The 24,021-nt window shown below is 54.0% G+C and carries 24 protein-coding genes; 11 read left to right on the top strand and 13 right to left on the bottom strand.

The window, feature by feature from the left end:
* Positions 1-60: 60 nt before the first annotated feature.
* Positions 61-480, top strand: coding sequence for a hypothetical protein (locus CA85_RS21870; RefSeq protein WP_146393493.1), 420 nt, complete (start codon positions 61-63; stop codon positions 478-480).
* 187 nt (positions 481-667) lie between these two features.
* Here CA85_RS21870 and CA85_RS25165 read toward each other — a convergent pair whose 3' ends face one another.
* Positions 668-937, bottom strand: coding sequence for a hypothetical protein (locus CA85_RS25165; protein WP_186775124.1), 270 nt, complete (start codon positions 935-937; stop codon positions 668-670).
* 92 nt (positions 938-1,029) lie between these two features.
* Here CA85_RS25165 and CA85_RS21865 point away from each other — a divergent pair, with 92 nt between their 5' ends.
* From CA85_RS21865 to CA85_RS21850, 4 genes are all read left to right on the top strand, one after another.
* On the top strand, positions 1,030-1,299 hold the full coding sequence (locus CA85_RS21865) for a hypothetical protein (protein ID WP_146393492.1): 270 nt from the start codon (positions 1,030-1,032) through the stop codon (positions 1,297-1,299).
* 66 nt (positions 1,300-1,365) lie between these two features.
* Positions 1,366-1,689: a DUF6794 domain-containing protein gene (locus CA85_RS21860; RefSeq protein WP_146393491.1), complete on the top strand. Its 324-nt coding sequence runs from the start codon at positions 1,366-1,368 to the stop codon at positions 1,687-1,689.
* Positions 1,690-1,889: 200 nt separating this feature from the next.
* Positions 1,890-2,261 carry a hypothetical protein gene (locus tag CA85_RS21855; RefSeq protein ID WP_146393490.1) on the top strand — a complete coding sequence of 124 codons (372 nt, stop codon included), beginning with the start codon at positions 1,890-1,892 and terminating at the stop codon, positions 2,259-2,261.
* A gap of 10 nt (positions 2,262-2,271) precedes the next feature.
* A complete protein-coding gene (locus CA85_RS21850) occupies positions 2,272-3,228 on the top strand; it encodes a hypothetical protein (RefSeq protein ID WP_146393489.1) in 957 nt (318 codons plus the stop codon).
* Between the two features lie 476 nt (positions 3,229-3,704).
* Here CA85_RS21850 and CA85_RS21845 read toward each other — a convergent pair whose 3' ends face one another.
* The 5 genes from CA85_RS21845 to CA85_RS25160 form a co-directional block, all read right to left on the bottom strand.
* Entirely contained in the window at positions 3,705-4,940 is a 1,236-nt protein-coding gene (locus tag CA85_RS21845; RefSeq protein WP_146393488.1) for an ISL3 family transposase, read from the bottom strand.
* Positions 4,894-5,760, bottom strand: coding sequence for an ISAs1 family transposase (locus CA85_RS21840; protein WP_146393487.1), 867 nt, complete (start codon positions 5,758-5,760; stop codon positions 4,894-4,896). Before CA85_RS21840 ends, CA85_RS21845 begins: the two co-directional genes overlap by 47 nt.
* The gene (tnpB, locus tag CA85_RS26220) at positions 5,720-6,145 is read right to left on the bottom strand and encodes an IS66 family insertion sequence element accessory protein TnpB (RefSeq protein ID WP_146393486.1); all 426 of its coding nucleotides are present in this window, start codon (positions 6,143-6,145) and stop codon (positions 5,720-5,722) included. Before tnpB ends, CA85_RS21840 begins: the two co-directional genes overlap by 41 nt.
* Positions 6,146-6,223: 78 nt before the next feature.
* Positions 6,224-8,062, bottom strand: coding sequence for a glycosyltransferase (locus CA85_RS21830; RefSeq protein WP_146393485.1), 1,839 nt, complete (start codon positions 8,060-8,062; stop codon positions 6,224-6,226).
* A gap of 441 nt (positions 8,063-8,503) precedes the next feature.
* Positions 8,504-8,740 (bottom strand): hypothetical protein, encoded by a 237-nt coding sequence (locus CA85_RS25160; RefSeq protein WP_186775122.1) that lies wholly within the window; start codon positions 8,738-8,740, stop codon positions 8,504-8,506.
* A gap of 52 nt (positions 8,741-8,792) precedes the next feature.
* Here CA85_RS25160 and CA85_RS21825 point away from each other — a divergent pair, with 52 nt between their 5' ends.
* From CA85_RS21825 to CA85_RS26215, 3 genes are all read left to right on the top strand, one after another.
* Entirely contained in the window at positions 8,793-14,387 is a 5,595-nt protein-coding gene (locus CA85_RS21825; RefSeq protein WP_186775121.1) for an RHS repeat-associated core domain-containing protein, read from the top strand.
* A 21-nt stretch (positions 14,388-14,408) separates the two neighbouring features.
* Positions 14,409-15,125 carry a hypothetical protein gene (locus CA85_RS21820; RefSeq protein ID WP_146393483.1) on the top strand — a complete coding sequence of 239 codons (717 nt, stop codon included), beginning with the start codon at positions 14,409-14,411 and terminating at the stop codon, positions 15,123-15,125.
* 816 nt (positions 15,126-15,941) lie between these two features.
* The gene (locus CA85_RS26215; RefSeq protein ID WP_146393523.1) at positions 15,942-16,616 is read left to right on the top strand and encodes an RHS repeat-associated core domain-containing protein; all 675 of its coding nucleotides are present in this window, start codon (positions 15,942-15,944) and stop codon (positions 16,614-16,616) included.
* 1,179 nt (positions 16,617-17,795) lie between these two features.
* On the opposite strand, the gene CA85_RS21805 is transcribed toward CA85_RS26215, so the two are convergent.
* The 6 genes from CA85_RS21805 to CA85_RS21785 form a co-directional block, all read right to left on the bottom strand.
* A complete protein-coding gene (locus CA85_RS21805) occupies positions 17,796-18,137 on the bottom strand; it encodes a hypothetical protein (protein WP_146393481.1) in 342 nt (113 codons plus the stop codon).
* A gap of 53 nt (positions 18,138-18,190) precedes the next feature.
* Complete coding sequence (locus tag CA85_RS21800; protein WP_146393480.1) at positions 18,191-18,607, bottom strand: hypothetical protein; 417 nt, start codon at positions 18,605-18,607, stop codon at positions 18,191-18,193.
* 257 nt (positions 18,608-18,864) lie between these two features.
* Complete coding sequence (locus CA85_RS21795) at positions 18,865-19,185, bottom strand: hypothetical protein (RefSeq protein WP_146393479.1); 321 nt, start codon at positions 19,183-19,185, stop codon at positions 18,865-18,867.
* A gap of 45 nt (positions 19,186-19,230) precedes the next feature.
* Positions 19,231-19,401, bottom strand: a complete 171-nt coding sequence (locus CA85_RS25155) for a hypothetical protein (protein WP_186775120.1) — start codon at positions 19,399-19,401, stop codon at positions 19,231-19,233.
* A gap of 52 nt (positions 19,402-19,453) precedes the next feature.
* Complete coding sequence (locus CA85_RS21790; protein ID WP_146393478.1) at positions 19,454-20,203, bottom strand: AAA family ATPase; 750 nt, start codon at positions 20,201-20,203, stop codon at positions 19,454-19,456.
* A gap of 76 nt (positions 20,204-20,279) precedes the next feature.
* Positions 20,280-20,681 carry a Mu transposase C-terminal domain-containing protein gene (locus tag CA85_RS21785; RefSeq protein WP_146393477.1) on the bottom strand — a complete coding sequence of 134 codons (402 nt, stop codon included), beginning with the start codon at positions 20,679-20,681 and terminating at the stop codon, positions 20,280-20,282.
* 98 nt (positions 20,682-20,779) lie between these two features.
* On the opposite strand from CA85_RS21785, the gene CA85_RS21780 reads away from it, so the two are divergent.
* Positions 20,780-21,100, top strand: coding sequence for a transposase (locus CA85_RS21780; RefSeq protein ID WP_146393476.1), 321 nt, complete (start codon positions 20,780-20,782; stop codon positions 21,098-21,100).
* A gap of 11 nt (positions 21,101-21,111) precedes the next feature.
* Positions 21,112-21,318 (top strand): hypothetical protein, encoded by a 207-nt coding sequence (locus CA85_RS21775; protein WP_146393475.1) that lies wholly within the window; start codon positions 21,112-21,114, stop codon positions 21,316-21,318.
* Here CA85_RS21775 and tnpC read toward each other — a convergent pair whose 3' ends face one another.
* Positions 21,319-22,782 (bottom strand): IS66 family transposase, encoded by a 1,464-nt coding sequence (gene tnpC, locus CA85_RS21770; RefSeq protein ID WP_146393474.1) that lies wholly within the window; start codon positions 22,780-22,782, stop codon positions 21,319-21,321.
* Between the two features lie 129 nt (positions 22,783-22,911).
* Here tnpC and CA85_RS21765 point away from each other — a divergent pair, with 129 nt between their 5' ends.
* Complete coding sequence (locus CA85_RS21765; protein ID WP_146393473.1) at positions 22,912-23,628, top strand: integrase core domain-containing protein; 717 nt, start codon at positions 22,912-22,914, stop codon at positions 23,626-23,628.
* The last annotated feature ends 393 nt before the right edge of the window (positions 23,629-24,021 follow it).

Raw genomic sequence — 24,021 nt, 5'->3', positions numbered from 1 at the left:
AGGCTCTGGTCTGCAGGCGGCGGGCTGCTGCCTACCGAATTACCGGTGTAAGAACAGTCCGTGACTACGACAACAATTCGGCAGAAAAAGACCGTCAAATGCGATCAGAGCGAGGTCGGTAACACCTTAGTTCGCAAGGAAATGTGGATTCACGTGCTGGCTTACAACCTGATTCGCACGATCATCGCGAGAGCAGCTGATAAGCATGGAATCGAGCCGCGAACGATTAGTTTCAAGGCAACGCTGCAAACGCTGAAGGCGTTTCAACCAATACTTGCGAACATGGGACGTTGTTCTTACGAAGTTCGGCAAAACATTTATGACCAAGTACTCGAATCGATTGTTGTCCATCGTGTTGCCGACAGACCGAACCGCTTTGAACCGAGAAAGATAAAGCAACCTCATCGAAAACATCATGACTACTTGCACGTTCACCGCCACGAAGCGAAACGTCAGATCCTGGCAGGACTTAGGAAATAACTACGTGCCATTCGTGGCCGACATCGGAACAGGCATGGGCTTTTCCGGACACCGACGCGAGTTCGCGTGCTCGCGATCGTGCAAAGGTTGCATCGACCGAACGCAAAGAGCAAGTTCGCTTCGTCACGGAGATGAAATCTTCCGACGATAATTCCGGGAAATGCGTGCTGCAGCCCAGCCGCCCACGTCAAGTGGGTCGTTCGGGACCGAAAAGCCGACTTCCGTCATGCGGCACACTTGGTTCGTATCCCGGCGCCTCCAATCGTGATCGCGGCTGTGGAAAAGGAACTTCGATCGTCAACTCGAACACGTCGAGGCGGTCTCGATTAGTGGCCGCGGGGCCGGTGGGAGTGGGGTCGAGGGTGATGGTGATGGCGGTGGCGAGGTGGGAGTCGACGATGCTGTCAGTGACGGCGTGGGTGATGTCGGCGCGGATGCCGCGTTCGCGACCAGACAAGTCACGAACTAGGCAGCGGCGTAGTGAGATTGGCGGGACGTCAATGGTGATTAATGACCAAACGTGTCAACGTCCGGTGCGAACGTGTAAACATGAGCCGACATCGCGGCAGAAGCCACAAACCGAACCAATCGCATACCGCGCCAGTCATCGACGAAATGCGACTGGCGATTGCTGCGCGACTCGAAATAGATTCAGATCGGATTCACTTTGGTCCGCTGGAAGACGACCTGCAGGGCAGACTTGGCACTGGCGGTGACCACTGGCAGATTTTCTACCGTGATCAGTGGCGTGAACTCCGCTGGCACTACGATGGTCCGCTCTGGGTGACACGCGATCTGGTTCGGACGTGGTGGGGATGAACGCGAGAACGCTGGACGTTCCCACGAATACGATGTAAACGAGAAGACAACCAAGAGGAAACGATAATGAAGATCAGCAAGAAGAATGTACCGACAACCGTGGACGTCGCCGCGCAGCAGCTAATCGACAGTCTGACCGAGGCCGAACAGGAAGAGTTCCGAGATGCCGACGCCCTCGCAATGCACTTCGGTATCGGCTTAACGATCCGGAACGCCTGGAAGTTGCATGATCACGATACGTCGATTCACCGGGACGCATTGGCCAGCGAGGGCTACGGAGATAGCGGCTACGACCCGCTCGACGGCGATTCCATCAGCAGCATGATCATCGCGAAGGCCCAGGAGATGCTTCACGGGGACGCTGGCGGTTGCTCGGATCCTGAAAAATGACTGACCACTGGCGATTCTATGCAAGCCCGTTCGTGGTGTGAAAGAATCTCTTCGATCGATTTGGCGGCATCTGCAGCCTCACCCCCCTGCCTGGGTTGTATCGCTACTGCGCTTCTGCGAAGCTGCTGGGTAACGGGAAATACGAAAAAGTGGGTGCCTACCCTGCCCGGGCTGACTACAATTGATGGAGATCGGTGCCTATGTCCGCCGAAAATGAAAATGAGCAATCGGCGACGATTCTCGTGATTTTGATCATCCCGAGCCATCGCAAGAGCGAGAAGGAGATTTCTGAGAAACTGCGTATCAAGTGGCGGCGCGACGCTCAGGAACTCTTCGCCGAGTTGTTTGGCGGTTCAACAGCATTTGAGGCAATCGAAGGTAGTTACTGGTCAAGAGAGCAGGGAAAAGTTCTTTGGGATCTTCCAGTCATAGTCGAAGCATACGTGAGTCTTTCAGGCGACGAACTAAAAGAAGCCTTAACAAAGTTGGGCTCCTTTGCGAATGAAATGAAAGCCAAGCTAAGCCAAGAGTCTGTCATGCTTGTGATTGATAATTACACCCATTTCATTTAGGAATCCTCTGATGGCAGATTTAAACCATTTTGAGATTAGTCGTATACTGGGTTCTCGTGTGCAGGTCCCATTGGGCGCTCTGCAGTTTGGTGGATTCGGACTCGAATCAGCTTTGGCGAGTTATCGAGATCAGTCAGTGTCCGCGTACCGTCCGTATGCAAACGATCTGCTTTCGTCGGTTGAGATTCAGCGTCGCGTAGTTGTCGCATTCGAGAAAGTGCGCAAAGGAGCCCCGACAGATTCGCTCCTGTTCGACGAGGATCTTCGCACTGCATTTGAGAATGCCTGCCTCAATGATGGAATTCAGCTTTCAGCCACCCAATGCCGAAAGGTCATTTTTCGCATCCGTAAGGCGAGCGACACGCCTGTAAAGCTTTCCGAAACTAAATTCGCCATTCCGACCCCGCAGGATGCGAAGGACTATCTGCCCGTCATTGAGTCTGCCGTTGCACGTATCAGATATTCGTCTGGTCAATCAATCGACGAAATATTTATTCGCGAAGATTTGCGAGATCAGTTTGCCAGCATTATCTCATCTTTGGCACCTGCTCTTTCATTGAAACACGCGATTCAAGGTGCTTTGTATTTGCGGAAAGGCGTTCGCAAGAGGGTAAAAGAGATCATCGAACCCCTAGACCTATCACGACTAACAACAAGCTTAACTTCAGAGCCCGTGAGCGAATCTCTCAGTAGCCACGTGCCAGCGGAGGAAGGTTTTTTTGAAGTTAGTTCTCCACGGAACTCCATATACGCTGGATGGAACCGCAACTTGAAAGAAGTTTCTCAAATATTCGTGCGACATGACACTTTTGACGTCATTGCCGGTGGGCTTTGGAATGTGCCGCAATCGAGCCTCAGGTTTCGGTACCTCGCTGGTAAAAAGCTTGACGATGTCGAGACGTCAGCTTGGGCCGTAAAATTCGTCATGGAAAAACATCCCCTGTTCAATGTTGAACATGCAGCTTAGGGGTGGTGAATTTCTTGACGCTACTTGATCCTAAGTACGTCAGATATTCCCTCACCCCTTACGGAGTGATTGGCGACTTCTGTCGTCTTCGATCCGTCCAAATAATCGAGACAGTAATCATTTTCACACTCTCTGAAGGCGATGTTTCGATCGACTACGTGTGGTATCTCGAACAGTTTCTCGTAGTCCAGAACTGTTGCTGTAGAGGTGTTTGTAACTTACCAAGCAAAAATCGGAAGTCTTCAGATATATTACCGACATTCAAAGCTGTTGGCTTTTGTATCCAACAACTCCAGATTCGCAACACGTGACAAATCCACATCACACAGACGCTCAGAGAGTTCAAATTGACAGCCGTCGACGAACGCGATTCGATTGGTTACGTCTCACAAGCCACCCAGCCCTCACAATCAGCATCCAATGGCAACGAAACGTGCAACGAAAGCAAGTTCTTATCAAATGGTTCTTCTCGGAATTTAGTGGCACGGTATTTCAGGCAGCAGGTTGAGTCTTCCGCAATAGAACAGAATCCGGAGACGATAATTGGCAAAAGAACGAAAGCCTCTTGCGGCTGACTTGATGGATTGAATCTTGCTATTGAATCCTTCCGCGAGCCCGTTGGTGACATGATGCCGAAAGTAGCTTAGTAGTCCAGGCAGATGTCTCTTGAGCATTCTCGCAACCGTCTTGATCGGCTCCAAGCGACTGCGAATCGCCCAGCCGTACCAAGAGCGAAAAAACTCCCCCGCTGATTCGGAATCTGCACTCAACCAGAAATGGCGAAAGTTCTCCTTGATCGCCCAAGCACGACCGGTTCGAAGATCACTTTTCTGAAGAATCTGCATCTCCACCTGACCATCTTCATCGAGATTCTCTTCGTTGTACAACAGCAACTGACGCAACCCCGTCAATCGCTCATCACCTTCGGACTTAAGTTCGCGATGCTCCCTTCGCCGCACCTTGTCGACCGCCTCATTGAGATATTTGCTGACATGAAATTTATCATGCACGATCTCGGCACCGGGAGCATTCTTGCTCGTACTGGTCATGAATGCCTGCCACATGTCCAGCGACACCGATTCGACCGCATTTCGCTGGGTTTCGCTCAGTGTTTGCCAAAGTTCATCGGTTGCCATGATGGTGCGATCTTTGGTCACATCAAGAACTCGCCGATGATCCTGGTCAGTCAATACCGAGACGTAGTCATGACCCTTGCCCAGACTCTTTTCGTCAATACCAACGTGCTTGATTTCGTCCAATGTTCGTCGGTCGATTCCACGAGCAACAGCTCGTTCGATCAGCGTATGCACCGACTCCCAATTCAAGTCCAGCAAGGCTGCCGCCCGCGAGACATTCGCTGCGGCCTGAAGAACGCGAATACCGAAAGCTTCGAACATCAAAGTGAATCGAGAGTGCTTTCCCGCCCACGGAACCGCGACCGTCTTGACTCCACATCTCGCACATCGACATCGCGGAACGGCGGCCCTGATCTCTGTCTTGAATTGCATGGTATCGAGGTGTCGCCATGATCTTGGAGGTGCCGTATCAGCCTTGCCGCAGCTGCCTTGGCACTCAGGGCAGGTCAAGGGACCGCCTCGGTGAGAGAGTTCGATTACAACCGAATTATCCTCCAATTGAAGGTCCACGTCGGAGACTGTCCAAGATTCATCGAGGCCCAGCAGAACCCGATAATGTTCGTTGAGATTGTTCATCCCCGAAATGTACAAAAACAAGCCGAAATCGACCATCTGCCACTAAATTCCGAGAAGAACCCACGCAATAGCTTCTCATTTCCTCACGGCCATGCCCTTTTTCGCGGACGGTCTTGGATCGAAACCCCGACTCCAACAGACCCGCTTCATAGGCGTCCAAGAACGCTTGCTCAATGGCGGCAGCAAGCTTCTGGTGATTGTCCTTGACTGCAAATGTGAAGTCGCCGCCGCCTTCGATCACCTTCTTTGCGATGGCTTTTTGGCAGCCCATCGCATCGAGCGTGACGATCGTTCCCTTGAGTTCCATCATGTCAAGTAATTGCGGAACCGCTGTGATCTCATTGGACTTTGAATCGACCGCGATTTGCCCCAGCGTGATTCCATAATCGGATGCCCAAGCACTGACGATGTGAATCGCGTTGGACTTCTCCGCATCGGTATACGAACCACGAGCGGTTTTGCCATCGATCGGAACCACAATGGGCGAATCGCCATCAGGTGTCCTTCGCAGTTCACTGAGCCAAGCAAGAAGTGCCTTTTGAAACTCCGCTGGTTTGATGATCGACAGGATTCGACCAATCGTGTCATGTGATGGGATGCCACAAGGTAACTCGATGAACTGCTCCAACCAGTCTTGTCGTTCCTTTCCAAAGTCTTCGATCTCCGCAGGCCCGTCAGCTCCAGAAATAACCGCCGCTACCACGAGAAACAACACTGAATTGAGTGGGTGAAAGCTGCGTCCTTGCACGCGCGGATCCGAGACAATCTCGAAGCAAGATTCAAACGAAACCAGTTGATCGACAGCCATTGCAAAATCCATCCGTGCAGCGTGAAACAAAAATCCTAACACCGCAATCTTTCGCACCTACTGTGGACTCAGGCAAGCCCCACGCCAATACTAACCGTAGATTTGATGCGATGGCCGTGGCGCTACGCCGCTGGGTTCCTTCGATCTGCACGCCGTGAAGCATCATGACCAGCTCCGCAGAATCGATCTCAAAGTCGCCGTCAGCGGTTCGGCTCAGCTTCTCAAACGTGCCACGTTCGAGCCGCTTGGACCAGATCGAAAGTCCATCATTGTCCCAGGCAAGAATTTTGACGTAGTCACGCCGGCGGTTGAAGAAGACGAACAGATGCCCGGTAAACAGATCGACTTGGAAGTGCTCCTTGACCAACCCTGAGAGCCCGCAGAATCCTTTTCGCATGTCGGTTGGGCCGGTGTAGACGAATAGCTACCCGATTCATTCACGGCCATGCGTCAATCAGAATATTGCCTGTGGAGTTTAGCTTAATTCGGTCGCGGAATGGGCGATGGGAATTTCCTCCATCACAAAGTGGTAGCCCACAGCCTTCCACTGCTTGTTTTCAGCATCAGGATATAACGTTTCCGCCGGCCAGTCATCCCACAGAAGGCTCAACACGTTCTGATCGGACCGTTCGTAACGTCCTTGGTCGCCATGGCACGCTTGCATCTTGCCATCAGGATACAAGGAAATCTTTCCAGCCCAGTCCTTATGCGAGACTAAAAAATGCCTGACCTCACGGTCTGCTACCCGGCTGTCTACATAGGCGTGGAAATCGGTTTGCGGCGGGAGTTGATAGTTCTCGTGTCGACAGCGTTCTGGATGCCACTGGTGATAGAAGCCGTTTCCCTCGTCGCGGCGAATGTTCGTGATCCTGCGTACTCGCTCGTAAAAAATGTCGTCCTCACCGCCCCAGCTTTGGAACTCGGGAACTCCTCCGGATGCGGCGAACATTTGTTTTGATAGAAACACATTGCCGAAGCTCGCGTGTTCCAAATCGAGCAAGCTTCCGTGAATGTTCAGATAGCGAAAAACAGGAAAATACGCTGTCGCCTGATCGATCGCTTCGATTCCATCACGCATCAACTGGGCCGTCACCAGCATGTCGGCATCCAGGAATAACAATCGATCGCTCGAAGCATGCATCGCAGCCATATTGAGACCACGCCCCCGTGAAAAGCCTTCCGTCAAGTTGAAGTACTTTAGCGTCAAGCCGTCTGCGGTATTTGCAATCCACTGAGAAAGTGGCCAGTCGTCTGAGTTGAAATCTGCGATTACCAACTCCACGGTCGCGCGATGTGAAAAGTGCGATCCCTGCGGACTGGGTTCAGCCCAAGTTTCCATGAACTCTCGGGACGCTGCGATGATCGTCTCCACACACTTTGGAAATAGCTCCAGCAGATGATCCTGATGGGCAATCCGAGAACGGTTTTTGAGGCTGACACATACCGATAACGCAGGAAGACTCGAACAGAAAGAATCTTTGGTGGACAGCTCAGCCGATTTCATAGCGGTTTCAGTGTGAGTTGCGATAATAGACTCAGCGGCCTGGCGAAGACATGGGTCCGCGATGGGGACTGGGCGAACATCGAACTCCCCAGGTGCCGAATCGAGTGATTTCTGGCCTCCATTGATGGAGAGATGCTGGTAGGGTGACGCACCCCGTAAAATTCCTGGTCGCTTGTACTTCAGCACCGGCATGGTAATGAACGGCAACCCGAGAAACTCGTGTATCCGCTTAAAGAAGACCGCATCTTCACCCAAACTTTGCTGCGGATATCCCCCAACGGTCTCCCAAAGTTTCTTCGTAAAGCAACAGAATCCATGACTTACCCAGCCGGGCGTGGATTGATTGTCGTGCAAACTGGCGGCACCCCAATATGCCCAAAATTCGCTCGGTCGGTAGAAGGCTGCTTTGCGGGACAACATTTCGGACACTGCATCTGAGAATCTCCATGGCAGGTAAACGTCATCATCATCCCATACGGCAATGACTTCGCCCTTGGCGATCTCAATGCAAGCATTACGTTTCTCGCCCAGTGTTGCATACCGCTGAGACTGGTTGACGATGGTCACTTGGGGATGGTCAAAGCGGAATATCTGTCCGTCACAATCGTTCAGGATGACGAGCTCTTTTCGCGGATAGTCCTGAGCCAAGAACATCGCGACAGATTCACCGACCAACTCAGGTCGTCCAAACGTTGGCATGATTGCCGACACCACCGGTTCCTTGACCTGGATTAAGCAAGCAGCCACCTTCTGTTGATTCGGCAGGTCCGAGTTCTGATTGAGAGAGTCGTCAATCTGTTGTGGTCGCATGCTAAAAACACGGGATTGGGCGGTCGCGAAAAGTGGCTCGAAGGTCAAGAGGTTGACGAGCAATGAGATTCCTGTTCACAGGCTATGCGTACGTAACATAGCCACGTCGAACCGAAGGGTGTTTACTCTCGCAGTCTATAAGCCGAATGTCAATCTCGACAGAGTAGATCTTCGATTGCTGAAGCCGCATGTCTCTCTTTTTGAATCGCGTGCCTGTTGATGGGTGCGATAGTGCGCGAGTGTCATGTTTGACGGTTTGTGCTAGGCGATTCGCACCAATGAAATGAGCCAGCTGATTTGCCGGCGTTCATCGACGTCATGCGTCGCATTTACAAGTGTCCTGGCTTCGCGAAGGCTGATGCAAACCGGTGTTCTTTAGAAAAATCCATTTCGCGTGGGCTCTAGCGCTTGACATCGCTCTTTCAACCTCCAACACTGGCGTCAGAATATGCCTTCCCCGTATCGAAAGAGTCGATCAATGAGTTCCAGCAGCAGTGGCGGATTTTCGAGTTCCAGCAGTTCTTCAACTGGATCTTCGTCTTCGAGTAGCTCTCCTTCAACGAGCAGCTCATCCTCCAGCGGCTCGCTCAGTTCTTCGTCTTCCAGCTCACATTTCAGTTCTTCTTCGAGTGGAGGCTCTTCGAGCAGTTCGTGGTCAACTAGCTCATCGTCAAGCACTTGGCAGGGTCCAGGGCCTGAGCCTGATCCGACTCCACCTGAAACCTGCGATTTGCCAGCCGAAGGCAGTGATAAAGAGGGGTGCAAAAAATGCAATGAGGAAGGCGGTGGGGTTGATCCAACCAGCAAACACCCCGTTCGCTACTTCAATGGTGAGTTGCAATTGGCTGTCACGGACATGCAAGCCATGGGAGCCGACGGGCCCTGGGCACAGCGGCGTCAGTACAGTAATCAACTCCAGGGTCAGAACGAAGTGGGTCTGGGCTATAATTGGCTCGTCGAAGCGTGGCCCTACCTACTGAAGGGACCAGACGGGGCGATCGCTTTTGTTCGCAGTACCCGCAATGCGATGTGGTTTGACCGCGTCGAATCCGGTGGTGACGTCTCGTTCGCAGCACGCTACGGCGGTAAATCCACGCTGACGCACGACTGCGATTCGCGTCGATACTCCTTGGCCCAACCCTCCGGTGAGATTTGGTTCTTTAAGGACTTTGGTGACGAACCCTGCGGCTCAACTTCATCCTCGAGCGCTTCGGGTACTCAACCGCTGCCAGGTCAGTTGACCGGCATGATCGACGTATCGGGACAGCAGACCGATGTCGTTGCCTACTCTGCCTCGGGGCGGATCCAGACGATTCAGCGCGAAACGGTAGTGGGCAGCGACACCACCACAACCCAATTTGAATATGAATTCAACGGCATGGGGCTCACCACTGCGGTGACCTACCGCCGCCAGGTCAACACGGACGGCTGGGTCAACATCCGCCGTGTGACGTACGAATACTACGACGGCTCGAACAACTTCGGCTCTTCGGGCGATCTGATGCGTGTGCGTATTCAGGAGCCTTCCGGGGCGACCTGGGTCAATGTCAAACAGAGTTACTATCGCTACTACAAAACTGCTGATCCGAAGGGTTTTGAGCATGGCTTGCGATACGTCGTCGAATCGGATGGTTACGAAGACCTGTTGGCTGATTCGCTCGACCCCACGACGGCCAGTAATACGGTGCTCTTGCAGTACTCGAAGTACTGCTTCGAATATGATGCGCAGCACCGGGTGACCAAAGAGATTGTCGACCGCGGCTCGCTGACATACACCTTTGCGTATGAGCAGAGCCTGAACGTCGACGGTTACAATCACTGGAGCCGCAAGACCACCGAGACTCGTCCGGGCGGTTCGGTCAATACGGTTTACACCAACTTCATCGGGCAGGGACTGCTCAGTGTGCTTACGTCCGGGTCAGATCAGTGGCTGACCGCCAACGCGTATGATGACGCGGGGCGTCTCCTGCAAGTGGCATTGCCCTCCGCCGTGATCAGTTTTGATCCGGGTGAGGCGGACCTGGGGATCGTACTGCGATCCACGGAGGGTCTCATCAAGCTGCGTAGTTATTACGCGACCACGGGAAGTGGTGCTGCTACGGGTTACCTGGAGTCGACGTCGCTGAAGCAGGGCAGCGGCGGCACACCGGTGTTGCAGAGTGAACTGGAATACACCCAACGAACCGGTGGCGGGGCGACGATCTATCCGATCGCCAAGCAGACTCGGTACCGTGACGATGCGGGTGCCGAGCCACTTGATACGACCTACACCTACGAGTGGTATACGGACGCGGTCCAGATCAAACAGCGAACCATTACTTTACCGGTGGTGACGACAGCACAGAACGGTCCCAATACCGCGACCACTCAGAAGCAAGTTTATGATGAACGGGGTAACCTGACGTGGTCCATGGACGCCCGCGGGTTCATCACGCGTATGTTCTACGACCAAGTACTCGGAGCGATGCTACAACGCATTGACGATGCCGACACTTCGTTACTCTCTGGCGTGCCGGCAGGTTGGAGCACTCCGAGCGTCGGTGGCAAGCACTTGATCTTTGACTATGAGATCGATTCGCGAGGACGAACGACCCAGCAACTCGGCCCTGTTCACACACTCGACATCGGCGGCACGGCCACTGCTGTACGGCGTGCCAGTTGGACCGTTTACAAAGATGCCGAGCACGCGACCTGGACCGCCAGCGGCTACGCTACCGGAACCGGTCCTGCTTACACCTACACACTGATCAACCCGGTCAACATCCAGCAGCGGGACGCACGCGGGAATATACTGGAGCAGATCGAAGTGCCGCGGGGATCAACCTCCGGTCGTTTGCAGCCCACCGATACGTTCTCACAAGCGTCCTTCACGAGTTGGACCACTTGGCAGTACACCGACTGCTGTCTGGTCTCATCGACCCGTGCCTATCACACCATCCCGGCCTCCGGCGAAGGAACCAGTGGGACCAACTACGACCAAACGACCTATGGCTATGACAGCCAGAAGCGGCAGAACCTGCAGTTCTCTCCGGGCGGTACCATCAGCCAACGTGTTTACGACGTTCGCGATAATGTGGTGGCGATTTACGTGGGTACCAACGACACCGGGTCCACTGAGTCAGACCCGACCGGTAGCGGTGCCTCGGGCAACAACATGGTCCAGGTGAGCGGCTTTGTCTTCGATAGCGGCAATGACGGTGGCGATAATAACCTCACCAGTCAGATCGCTTATGTCGATGGCGTCAACACCCGCACCACTGCGTTCACCTATGACTGGCGCAATCGGCGGGTAGACACTAACGGGGAACTCGATGTCTTTGCGCGGGTCACCTACGATAACCTGAACCGGGTGATCCAGTCCGACCGCTACGACACTTCTACCAGCGGCAATCTCGTTTCTCGGAATCTAACCAAGCACGACAACCTGGGTCGGGTTTACCAGTCTGTCCGCTATGCGGTGGATCCCAGTACGGGCTCGGTCGGCAACCCGCTCACCAGTAACACCTGGTTCGATGCGGTCGGCAACACTGTTAAGTCCATGCCTGGTGGCTCGAGCGGCTTTACCAAGCAAGTCTTTGACAGCACGGGCTGGATGACGCGTTCCTACGTCGGCTACGGCAATGACACGACCTATGCCGACGCCTTAAACGTCACTGGCGACGTGATTTTATCGCAGACCGACTTGGCTTATGACAATGCGGGAAACACGATCCAGACCTCCACTCGCCAGCGTTACCACAATGCCCCGGCCTCCCAAACCGGCGTTTTGGGCTCTCCCGCGGCGACGCCGAACGCCCGCGTTGTGTATTCAGCGAGCTACCCCGATGCCCTGGGACGCATGATCGCCTCGGCTGAGTATGGAACCAACGGTGGCACCGCCCTGACCCGTTCGGCTACGATCCCTTCCAGCAGCGATACGACTCTGATCTCCCAGCAAGTTTTCGATAACGCCGGCCGGCTGCGTGACACCACCGACCGTGCTGGCAAGATCTCACGGACAATTTACGACGCGGCCAGTCGCCAAACTGAAAAGATTGACAACGTCGTCGATCCATCGACTAGTTCGAGCACCAGCACCGCCTGCACGGCCTCGGACGATCAAAACCAAACCGTGCAGTTCACCTACACACCCGATGGCGATCTCAAAACGCTGACCGCAGTCAATGCCGTGACCGGCAATCAGGTGACGCAGTACATCTACGGGACCACACTCTCAGATAGTGCGATCGCGTCAAGCGGCCTGCTGCGTCGTGAGATCTACCCGGATTCGACGGGCCCGTCTGATAGCGTTAGCTACACGTATAACCGCCAGTCGCAGCGGACCAGCCTCACCGATCAAAACGGCTCGACCCGCCAGTATGATTTCGACTCCCTAGGCCGTCAGAAGCAAGACCGCGTTACGACCTTGGGCGCAGGCGTCGACGGAACCATTCGTCGGGTAGAGCAAACCTACGATGTTCGCGGAAATGTCTCGGCGGTGACCTGCTACAATAACGCGTCGGTCGGCAGCGGATCGATCGTCAATCAAATCACCCGGCAGTTCGATGGTTTCGGACAAGTGACAAACACGTTCCAATCGCACAGCGGCGCGGTCAACCCCGCCTCGACACCCAGCGTGGGACGGTCGTACACCGATGGCAGCGGGAACGTGCTGCGTCCCATCACCACGCTCTATCCCAACGGGCGAGAAGTCACGCTCGACTACGGCAGCAGTGGCTCGATCACCGATAAACTGAACCAGGTATCCAGCCTGATCGATGATGACTCCACCGTCTTGGCCGCCTACCAATACCTGGGTCTCAGCACGTTCGTCCAGCAGGACAGCACGCAGGCAGACCTCCGGTACACGCTGATCTCACCAACCCTGGCGACGGATCCCGACACTGGTGATATCTACAGCGGTCTGGATCGCTTCAGTCGGGTGACGGACGTTCGTTGGCGAGATATCTCCGCAGCGACCGACCTCTCCCGGATCGAGTACGGCTATGACCGGGCCAGCAACCGCACGTGGCGAGAAAATCCGTCAGACCCCAACCGGGAGCACGACTGGCTGTATAAATATGATGGGCTCGATCGCCTGCAGTCTGCCCAGCGTGGCCAGCTCAACGGCACGCACACCGCGATCACGACGCTCGACGCCGCGCAGTGCTGGACGCTCGACCCGACTGGTAACTGGAAGGAATTCCGGCAAGACAAGAACGGTGACGGTACGTGGGATTTTAATCAGACGCGGACCGCCAACCAAGTCAACGAGATCACGGACATCAGCAACGCGCCGAGCGATATCTGGGCCACTCCGGTTTACGACAAAAACGGCAATACAACGACCAACCCGCGACCTGATCTCGGGACCAACGCGACGATGACGGCGACGTTCGACGCGTGGAACCGTATGACGAAGCTTGTTGACGGCTCCAGTTCAAACGTGCTGCTCGAGAACCTGTACGATGGCCGCAACTTCCGCATCGTTGCCAAGGAGTACACGTCGGGAACACTTGCTCGGACGCGTGAATACTACTTCACCGACGCCTGGCAGTGTGTGGAAGAACACGTCGACACCTCCAACACCCCACATCGCCAATACGTGTGGGGGATGCGGTACATCGATGATCTTGTGCTGCGAGACCGTGACATCTCGCCTTCGGGAGGACTCTTAACCGAGCGGCTGTACTACCTTGCCGATGCCAACTGGAACACGACGGCGGTGGTGAGCGATTCGGGTAGTGTGCAAGAACGCTACGAGTACGACCCGTACGGCAACCTGAGCGTCTTCGAGGCCAACTTCACGCCGCGAGCGGTTAGCAGCTACGCCGTCCACTACACGTACACTAGTCGTGAGTGGACACCGGATGCAGGACTGTACTACTTCCGCAACCGGTGGTACGACGCTCAACTTGGACGGTTCAGCTCCAGAGATCCTATTGGGTATGAGGGAAGTCCGTGGAATCTTCACGAGTACGCCGGCGGCAGTCCCACTAAGAATGTTGACCCAAGTGGCAAATCAATCGAACGGCCCTCACAATTGGATAACTGCTTGAGTAAGGCCGCAGACGATAGAGAGCTGCTATTTAGCACCGCGGCGAACTCGGTTGCACGTCAACTGTGCAACTGTCACAGCGCATACAAAGATTGTCTTAGCTATAATATTGGGGCCGAAGAGTTAAGCGAGATATTCCCGGATGAAGATCTTGAACTAAGAAATTGCGAGCTTGAGTATCTAACTTGTGCTCAAGCCGTCGCCGCAAGACTCGCTACGGGCATGCAGTTTGCCGAGCAATGGTATCAAGGACAGGTCACGAATTGCCATAACCAGTTCGGACCATAATTAACCTTAGGGAATTTGCGAATGAATTGCTCCAAATACTGCACCTTGCTTCTTCTCTTGTGGCAATTAGCAAATCCATCAAGCATTTGTGCATCCGATGCTGAAACTGGTTCGGCGCTGGCTAAAGGAAACGCAATATTTCTTGAGGTAGCCGCCAAATACAGGGACCTGGATAGGTTGCGTCTACGAGGCAAGGTTGAGATCTTGTTTCAAAATGACAAGGAGACGGAGGCCTTTTTTGAGATCGCATTCAGTCGTGGGAAGGAACTGTGCGTCAAAACACGCAGTGTCCCATTCGAGACGCCGGCAAATGGCGCGTTCGAGAAGGATTTTAGAATTTGGGGCGGCCAAGCTCACGAGTATCTTTTTGGGATTGAGACACATAGGCACGACACAAGTCCAGAGGAGTTCGTCAAAACAAAAGTTTTCCACTACTCTCTGATACCTGCAACCTTACCGGCTTTATTATTACGCGACGACAGTGCGTTTTTCGGGCGACATATTCAGCCTGTAGGCTGGACAATTCAATCCGATGAAAATCCTTCAGATGGCGAAGTAGCGATAAAACGACGATGGGCGAAGGGGGATACAACTATTACGGTTCGATCATCCGATAAGAGATTACTTACCTGTAGAATTCAATTTCGGACCGCTGGTTTGCAGTCAGCATTTTTTACGTTTGAAGACGATGAAGAAAAGGTGTCCGGTACCGAAGAACCAGCCCATGAAGGAGATTAAGGTGGCCGGTACGGATTGAAACTCAGTGCCATGGTTTGCACCAACGACGCCAGATGAGACCACCGCACGGTAGCCTTTCTCATCGGTAGCCTGCGCAACAATTGAACGTACCGGAGCGACGCGACCCAAGTGATGACAGGATGTCGCCGCATGACGAATCCTGGTGACCCTGCGAACTATGGCATCGATTTAGCCTGATTCCTCGACGAAGTTCGTTCACGCCTGGCAGGCAAAACAAACGCCGAAGTCGGTGAAGCTGCTGGGATGAATCCCGTGGTTGTTAGCCAGTTATTCACGCGAAACCGATCGGCATCATTGGCAGCCGTGGCCGCGTTGGCCGATGCCGCGGGTGGTCGTCTCGTGGCGAAGTTTGATCCGGCCGCGAAGCCGAAAACAGCGAAGCGGAAAATATCCAGGGGGAATCGCACTTGAACATCGACCCGAACAACGTATCACGAACCGTGGACGATTCCGCGCAGCACATGGTCGACGGGCTGGCCATCCAGGCAATCAATCGGCCGACGGTTCTGCGTCACCGGGAATCTGCAGCAATGCTGAGAATCCATTGCGGGCGATGATTCTACTTGACACTCTTAGGAGGCGTTGACCAGCGTGAGAAAGTCGTTGTCTATCATCTGCAGATCGTCGCTAATTATTGGAATCAAGTTTCTCAACTTGGATCAACCGTTGATAAACAATCTGCCTGAATGAGATCCCGTGCGAATCGCTACTAACTGTTACCGGCCTTTTTGATGTCGCATTTTTGGCCGAATTGAGACTGTAGGGATTTGGCGGTGATTTTGGCGTGTTGGCCGAATTGGTGCGAAATTTGGAGAAGCATTTCGCGCCGCTCTTCTTGGCCGGGCTGTTAGCACCTATGGGGTTCACTACACTTATACTAGCCGCGAGTGGACGCCGGATGCCGGGCTGTACTACTTCAGGAACCGCTGGTACGACGCGCAACTGGGTAGGTTTAGCTCCAGAGACCCTATCGGGTATGTGGATGGAGAGAATCTTTATTCCAACTATAGCTCCTTGAGTTCTACCGATCCGATGGGCGAGAGCGTGCTCTGGAATTGTGGAGCCTGGTCACCATGGAGAGCAGCGGGTGATGCTGGGTGCATTGGAGGTGGGACAGGTGCCGCATGTGCGGCACGATGTTTCGCAAAAGGACACATTACCGGAACTCTCAAGCCAGGTACGTGTAAGACGAAAACTCGGACCTGTACATGGCGTCTAAATTGTCCACTTTGGACCAGAGTTCGTACTGATGTTGCATGGACGGGAAAATGCACTTGCACTACGAATAATTTCACCTGCAAATGTCCACCGCCGCCGCTGAATTGTGGTCCAGGCAATCCGCTTAATGCAACAACATCAGGGCGTTTCCCCGGTCAACCCTGCAAGTGCATTTATATATGCCGTGGCGGAAATCCTAAATTTCAAAACGGGAAGTGGCAGCCAGCAGGTGGCGGAAATATCGATATTTAGATTTTATTGTGAGTCACGATGAGCGAACTATTTAAGTTTTGTCTGAGTGCAGTGGTTGCAATGGTTGTCGGCGTGGTATGCATACAGATCATTTTCACTTCCATTGAGCACTTTGTTTCGAAAGTCTCAACTAGTGACTTTCCAAACGACGAAGAAATCGATGGCATTTCTCAACCAGTTACATATCAGTCATATATGTTTTTTTCGCTACCTAGGATTTCATTTGAAGTAACTGGAGTAGGAAGCGCGTTCGTCTTGTTGGGGGTCGTCTTTTTCTTCGCTGGGATTTGCTTCAATTACAGTAAACAACCACGGCGATTTGGGGACGCCGATCAAGCGAGTCAAATCTCTTTATTGAGTAGACCTAGTGATGCACCGGAGCTAAGCGACAACGGGAAGGGATTAAAGGTGTCCGACCCCAAATAACCAACCGGTACACCGGAGGCGGTCAAGAAAGCGGTAGCCAATAGGCTGCCGTTTTTCGTTGGCGGAGAAGATTAAGGTGTCCGGTACCGATTAGGTTATAAGCCAGTCGTTGCACCGGAATGAAACAACGTTTTAACAGGCCACCGCAAGGTGGCCTTTTTTGTTGGCGGACACGAAGTCCGCCATCTTCGCGGCACGAAGCCGCCCAGGCGTTGGGCGTTGGTTCTTCCGGTCAGCGAAGCGACCGGGCGACGCACACGAAGTGCGTCGCGGCTGTTTCGGCTGGATTCCGCCGTCCTCCGATAGATCGCTGAACGACGGCGACATGGATGTCGCCGCATGATTAAGTGTTACCGGCCTTTTTGATGTCGCATTTTTGGCCGAATTGAGACTGTAGGGATTTGGCGGTGATTTTGGCGTGTTGGCCGAATTGTTGCGAATTTTGGAGAAGGATTTCGCGCCGCACTTTTTGGCCGATTTGGTGTCGGAGAGCTGGATGATCCTGGACCGACTTTGTGAAGGATGGATGGCGCCGATTGATCTGCTCGGCGATTCGGACTCTTGATCGAAATCCGATTGCGATCGCTAGGGAACGATCAATGCCAACTGCGCAGCAAAAAGCTAACCGCGCAGCAAAAATGCGATCGTTCTGAGCGAACGATCGCATGGACGTTGGTTCCAATTCGATGATGCTGAACCGATGCTCGGACTCAACTCACGATGTCAGCATTCGCGCACAGTGACTGCCATCACTCACGATGTCTGCAAGGAATCGGAGTTGGCCGATGGCGTCGGATCGCCGAGGTCATCTCGGTAGTCTTCCAACCAACGACGCAGGATCGTGACCGCCGGGACGAAGTCGTGACCCTGCAGTAACATCAGGTCGATGTTGTTGGTGTTCTTCTGACAACAGAAGCAATGGGCCAAGTTGTTCTTCGGATTCACTGTCGCTCGCAACTCTTTGCAATGGGGACACTGAAAACGAAAGTAGCCATCGCTCTGCTTTGAAATCGGACCGTGCTGACCAAGTCGAGTGACCGTCAATTTCATCGGTAAGTCGTTGCGGATCGCTCGCAGTAGTTCTCTCGTGATCATAGCTTTGAAAGTTCGAAGGTGGAAGGGTGAAGTTGGAAGATAGGCCATGTGATTTAGAAGTCCGTCAGGTCGACTTCTTTTTGCCAGTGCGGTTGAAGTAACACTCGGTTGACCACGTCGATGTCGATCGTGGTTCCAGAGGTGCTACGGACCGCTTCGAGCATCGAAGCCAAACACAGATTGCGGCAACGGCGCAGCACGCCATCTGCGGTGCGGACGATCAGTTCGGTCGCTCCGGTGGTGAACGTGTTGTGGGCTAAGCCGATCCGATCCAACTGGCCTTCGATGAACTCTCGCATCGCATCGTCGTTCAGACGCTTGGTGATGACGGAGTACGTCACGCGGCTTTTGATGTCTTGATTGACCGCCAGATCTAAGCTGGCCATCAGTTCGACTTGACCGACCAGAATCAAGTTGTGGTTCTTCGGAAAATCCTCCAACAACAGTCGCAATCGACGAAGATTTTCCATTTCCATTAGATTGTTACCGGCCGAATACCAGTCGCACTTTTTGCCGAATTGAGACTGTAGGGATCTGAGGCCCGAAATGGCTCTTTTGCCGAATTGTTGAGAATTCTGGAGAGCGTGTTTGGGGGCAATACGATCGGGCGGGCCGAGTCGAGGCTAGTCGCAATCGGGATCCGGTAGTGAGTGATCAGCGCATAAAAAAGTGCGACCGCTTCGAAGAAACGGACGCACTGATTGAGGGGGGCGATGGGCTTGGCCGATTAGGCGGAGGACTTCCTTGCGCCGAGGTCGCGTTGGTATTGCTCTAGCCAATTTCCGAGGATGTCGACCGCTGGCAAAAAATCGTGACCCTGCATCATCATCAGGTCAATGTTGTTGTAGTTCTCGCCGCAGCTAAAACAATGAGCGAGATTGTTCTTCGGGTTCACTGTCGCTCGAAGTTCTTTGCACGATGGACACGCAAAGCGGAAGTAGCCATCGCTTTGTTTCGCTATCGGACCGTGCTGGCCGAGCCGAACGATTGTGAGTTTCATCGGCAGATCGTTGCGGATCGCGCGCAGTAAGTCTTTGGTGATCTTCATAACAGGAGTCTGGAGTTGGAGGTAGGGGCGGGGCATTTTTTGGGCTTAAAAATCCGTCAGATCGACCTCGTTTTGCCAGTGCGGTTGAAGTAGCACGCGATTAACCAAATCGATGTCGATCGTGGTGCCAGCGGCCGCGCGGACCGCTTCGAGCATCGACGCCAGGCACAGGTTGCGGCACTTGCGCAACACCCCATCGGCAGAGCGGATGATCAACTCCGTTGCCCCGGAGGTGAACGTGCTGTGCGGTAGGCCGATCGAATCGAGTTCACGCTCGATACCGGCCTCGCTTTGGTCGCACTTCCCGCCGGTTTTGGGCCGAATTGTTGTCGCAAGTGGCAGTGATTGTTACACCGCTAATTCGGTACAGTCTCGCCCGCCCTCGCAACCCGCAACTCGCAACCCACGTGTTGTGGGCTAAGCCGATCCGATCCAACTGGCCTTCGATGAACTCTCGCATCGCATCGTCGTTCAGACGCTTGGTGATGACGGAGTACGTCACGCGGCTTTTGATGTCTTGATTGACCGCCAGGTCCAGGCTGGCCATCAACTCGACTTGACCGACCAGAATCAAGTTGTGGTTCTTCGGAAAATCCTCCAACAACAGTCGCAATCGACGAAGATTTTCCATTTCCATTAGATGGGCGTCGTCAATCACGGTAACGAGCATCTTGCCACTGCGATTCAGAGCGAAGGCTTGCTGGATCAGTTTGCGTTCGCACTTGAACGCGCTCGATTCAAACTCGATCTTGAACGCTTCGCAGAGTATTTTTACCGTGTTGGTGTAGGTATGCAGGGTGCGGGCGACGGTGGCGACGAGGTAATCTTTGTCGGGCAGAAGCCGCAAGGATTCTTTGATAACTGACTTGCCGGTGCCGGGCCTGCCAACGACCAGACACAAGCCGCCTTGTTGGCTGTGAACGCGAAGCGTGTCATGGATCTCTTGTTGATGGCTCAGAAGCCGGATGTCACGCAGAGTGAATGGGTCTTCGCTGAGACCGAAGTAGGAACGAATCATGATTGGAAGTTTGAAGGGTGAAGGGTGAAGTTTGAAAAGATGAGGCGTGAGGTTTGGTTGGCTAACAGCTAACCAACTACGATTCCGTTCGCCTCAACAGGCCGTTGGCGACGGCATCCAATGGGCGCGCTTTGCCGATCCAGCGACCGCCTTGGTAGACGATCACGGCACCGTCGCGATGACGTTCGTAACGCAAGTCAATCTTGCGACCGCGGAGGTCGATGGGCGTTTCGTAGCGTTGGCCTCGGAAGCTGAACGTGTTGTCTTTTTTGACCTGACGTTCCGCTTCGGCATAGAACAACTCGTCAGTGTCTTCACTGGGTGTGAGAAAACGAATTCGTGAAAGATCGACGCCGAAGCGGTCGATCGGTTTCATGCCCAGGGTTGAGTGAACGGTCGAGTTGTAGTCGCCTTCGACCCATGCACTGAACTGTTTGTTAAGGCTTTCGATCGAAGAGAGATCCAGGTTGCGGATCAAGAACTGGTCACGGACTCGGCGGAAGTGTTTTGCCTCAGCTGAACGCCTTGCGTAATCCGTGTGCTAGAGTTTAGCACTTACAACGGAGAATCCAAACGATGGCCAAACGACGCAATTTAACTCCTGAGACGAAAGTCGCGATTGTTCGGGCACACCTGCTTGATGGGGTGCCCATTTCCGATCTTTGCGATAAGCACGGCATTCACGCCACCCAGTTCTACACTTGGCAGAAACAGCTCTTTGAAAACGGTGCAGGCTGCTTTGCCAGGAAGACCAATTCGGCCAATGTTCGACGACAAGACGACGCTCGACAGAAACAAATCGAGCAACTCGAGGCCAAGATCCAACTTAAAAACGAAGTGGTTGCCGAATTACTCGAGGAGCATGTCAAACTAAAAAAAGCCAGTGGGGCGTCCTAAACGGTCGCTGGGTGCCTCACGATATTCGAGACTCAGTAGTCGACTTCGCCAACTACTGGACCGGCCGAGCCGAGATCAGCTACAAGCAACTCCTTGGACTGATTGGCTTGTATGAATCCACCTTCTATAAATGGGTTCGTAGCTATGGCGTCGCCTACGAGCACAATGGTGCGATCCCTCGCGACCACTGGCTCGAGGACTGGGAAAGAGACGCGTAACTATTCAGCCGCGTGGTTCTTCGGGGGCAAGGATGGCAGTTCTCCTGTAGCAGCGTAGGTCGCCAAAGATGTCAGGATGCAGTCCAGGGGTTGGTGGCCGCGGACGCGGAGCGTACGGAGTACTGTCATCAGAACTGATTGCGTCAAAGCACCCCGGTCGCTGTGGTTGCAGTAGCTGTTCTTGCGAATCATCACCGCCGGACGGATCGCTCGTTCGCCTGCATTGTTGTCCGATGGCATTTCGTCATACCACAAGAACGTCAACAGCTCGTTTCCATATTTCGCCATCCGCTTGGACAAGCGATTCGCATCGGGATGTTCCCACGATTCTCCGCCGAGTTTCGCCAAACGCGATTCCAGCCTCGCAACCGCAACGTCGTAGGCCGCCTCGTCGAGTTTCCCTTTTTGAGCATGCAGTTTCTTCGCATCGCGGTACACACTGACTAAGCGACGCGAGAACGATCTCCATTCGGGATGAGCCCCATCTTTCTCGCTGACCGCAGCGGCGTCGCGCAGCAGATGAGGCCAGCATTTCTGCTTGTCGGCGCACACGACCGCGTCGTACGGCGACCAGAAATCGGTGATCAACGTGCCTTCGAACGCTTCAGTAAAGAACTTCTGTAACGCAGGGGAACCGCGGCTTCGATCGATCATGTAAAAGACGCTGTCATCGCCCGCAAAGCACCACAACCAGTGCGTTTTGCCGCTCACACGCCAACTCGTTTCGTCGGCGTGCAGTTTCGCACTGTCAAGGCTTTCGCGGTGAATCTGTTCGTACCAAACAAACAGCAGGTCCGCCAAGCGGTGCCACATCTGCACCAAGCCGCCGGGAGTGACCTTCATTCGCAAATGAAAGTTGAACGTGTCGACGATCTGGCTGATCGTTAGGCCTTGCAGAAAATGCCACATCGCCGAGAGAACCAAGGTGCGGTTGCCCAGTGTGCAACGCGGCAGAACGTCAGGCAGTTTTGGCTCGACCCGTTTATCGCAGGCCGGGCAGTAATCACGATGGATCGTGTCTTCGGTGATAACCGGCTTGAGATTTTCGGCAATGTCTTCACTTCGCCGCGTTCGTGTCCGCGTGGTGCGGGTGAGCTTGCCACCACAATCGGGACAAGACTCGCACCGATGATCACGAGTTCGATCGGGCTCGGGAAGCGGCGGCCGAGTACGACCGGCGTGTCCCGCTTGCCCACCACGTTTCTTCTTGCCTTTGGTGTTCTTCGGCTTGGTCGGTGGCTTTTCGTAGGGAGGAATCACCGACGAAGGCGTGTTCGGACCGGTCCCAGGCTTGCCGCCGGCAATACGTTGCTGCAACGCCAGCAGGGTGAAGACAGTGCATTCGAGATCGCCGCTAGCAAACCGACGTGCATCGGCTTCGCTAAGCTGATTGGAAAACAGCTTGTCGAGCAAGGTGGCGTCGACCGGTGGGTCAACAACGGCAGTGACATCGGTTCCGTCCATGGCCCCAACAATAGAGCGGGTTCCACCGATTCAGCCAAGATCAGTTCCAGGGAGCTGAATAGTTACAGAGACGCGATCATCAAGTTCCATTTCGACCATCCGCTGGATGGCTATCGTCGCTTGACCTACATGATGATTGATGCCGATATTGTCGCTGTCAGCGCCGCGACCGCCTATCGCGTTTTGAGCGCCGCAGGGCTTCTGGGCCGCAGAACGAGCAAGACGAAAACCAAAGGGACGGGTTTCCATCAGCCCATTGCGCCCCACCGGCACTGGCACGTCGACGTGTCTTACTTGAACATCTGCGGAACGTTCTACTACATGACCAGCGTCATCGACGGCTACTCCCGAGCGGTGGTCCATCAAGAAATTCGCGAACAAATGACAGAGCAAGACATCGAGACGATTCTGCAACGGGCCAAAGAAAAGCATCCCAATGTGACGCCGCGGATCATCACTGACAACGGCCCGCAATTCATCTCAGGCGACTTCAAACAGTTCATCCGCGTCAGCGGCATGAGTCACGTTAGAACGAGCCCGTACTATCCGCAAAGCAATGGCAAAATCGAGCGTTACCATCGCACGATTAAGTCCGAGTGCATCCGGCCCAAGACGCCATTGTCACTGGACGAAGCGAGACGAATCGTGGGCGAATTCGTTCACATTTACAACCACGATCGACTTCATAGTGCGATCGGTTACGTTACGCCGGCAGACATGCTTGCTGGCCGAGCCAAAGAGATTCACGAAGATCGAGATCGCAAACTTGCCGAAGCTCGCAATCGCCGCAGCGAAGCCAGGCAGGCAGCACGCGGAGAAACGGCGAAGTACAATAACGTTGCCTGACCGGAGGATAAGGCTCTGCTGAGGAGCATCCTGAGCGCCGCGTCAGGTGTGTAGTCCGAAAGGATGTGCGGTCGTTGACCTTAACCGGCAGCGACCGCACCCCTTACGTTTCGGAATGCACCGTAATGCGCAAAACCTTCCGGCAGGATGCCGGATCTTCCCCGGCAGGAAGCCGGCCACCCTGGATCGGATGTCCCGACCCAGAAAACTACCTCGAATAGCTAAACCAAACATACGGAAACTAGTCGTCCCGCTGAACCATTACAGAAGAAGCGTTCAATTTTCCCTTTCGCTGCCGCGTCGCGCACCGCCGTGTGACGCAGGATGCAGCCTACACGCGCCGCTATCAGCGTGATTTCCTGGCAACAGTAGATCGAGCCGTTATCAACGTAG

The organism is Allorhodopirellula solitaria (assembly GCF_007859855.1).
GTDB classification, from domain to species: Bacteria; Planctomycetota; Planctomycetia; order Pirellulales; family Pirellulaceae; genus Rhodopirellula; species Rhodopirellula solitaria.
The sequence above is the reverse complement of the archived record's forward strand: the minus strand, read 5'-3'. Positions and strand labels throughout refer to the sequence as shown.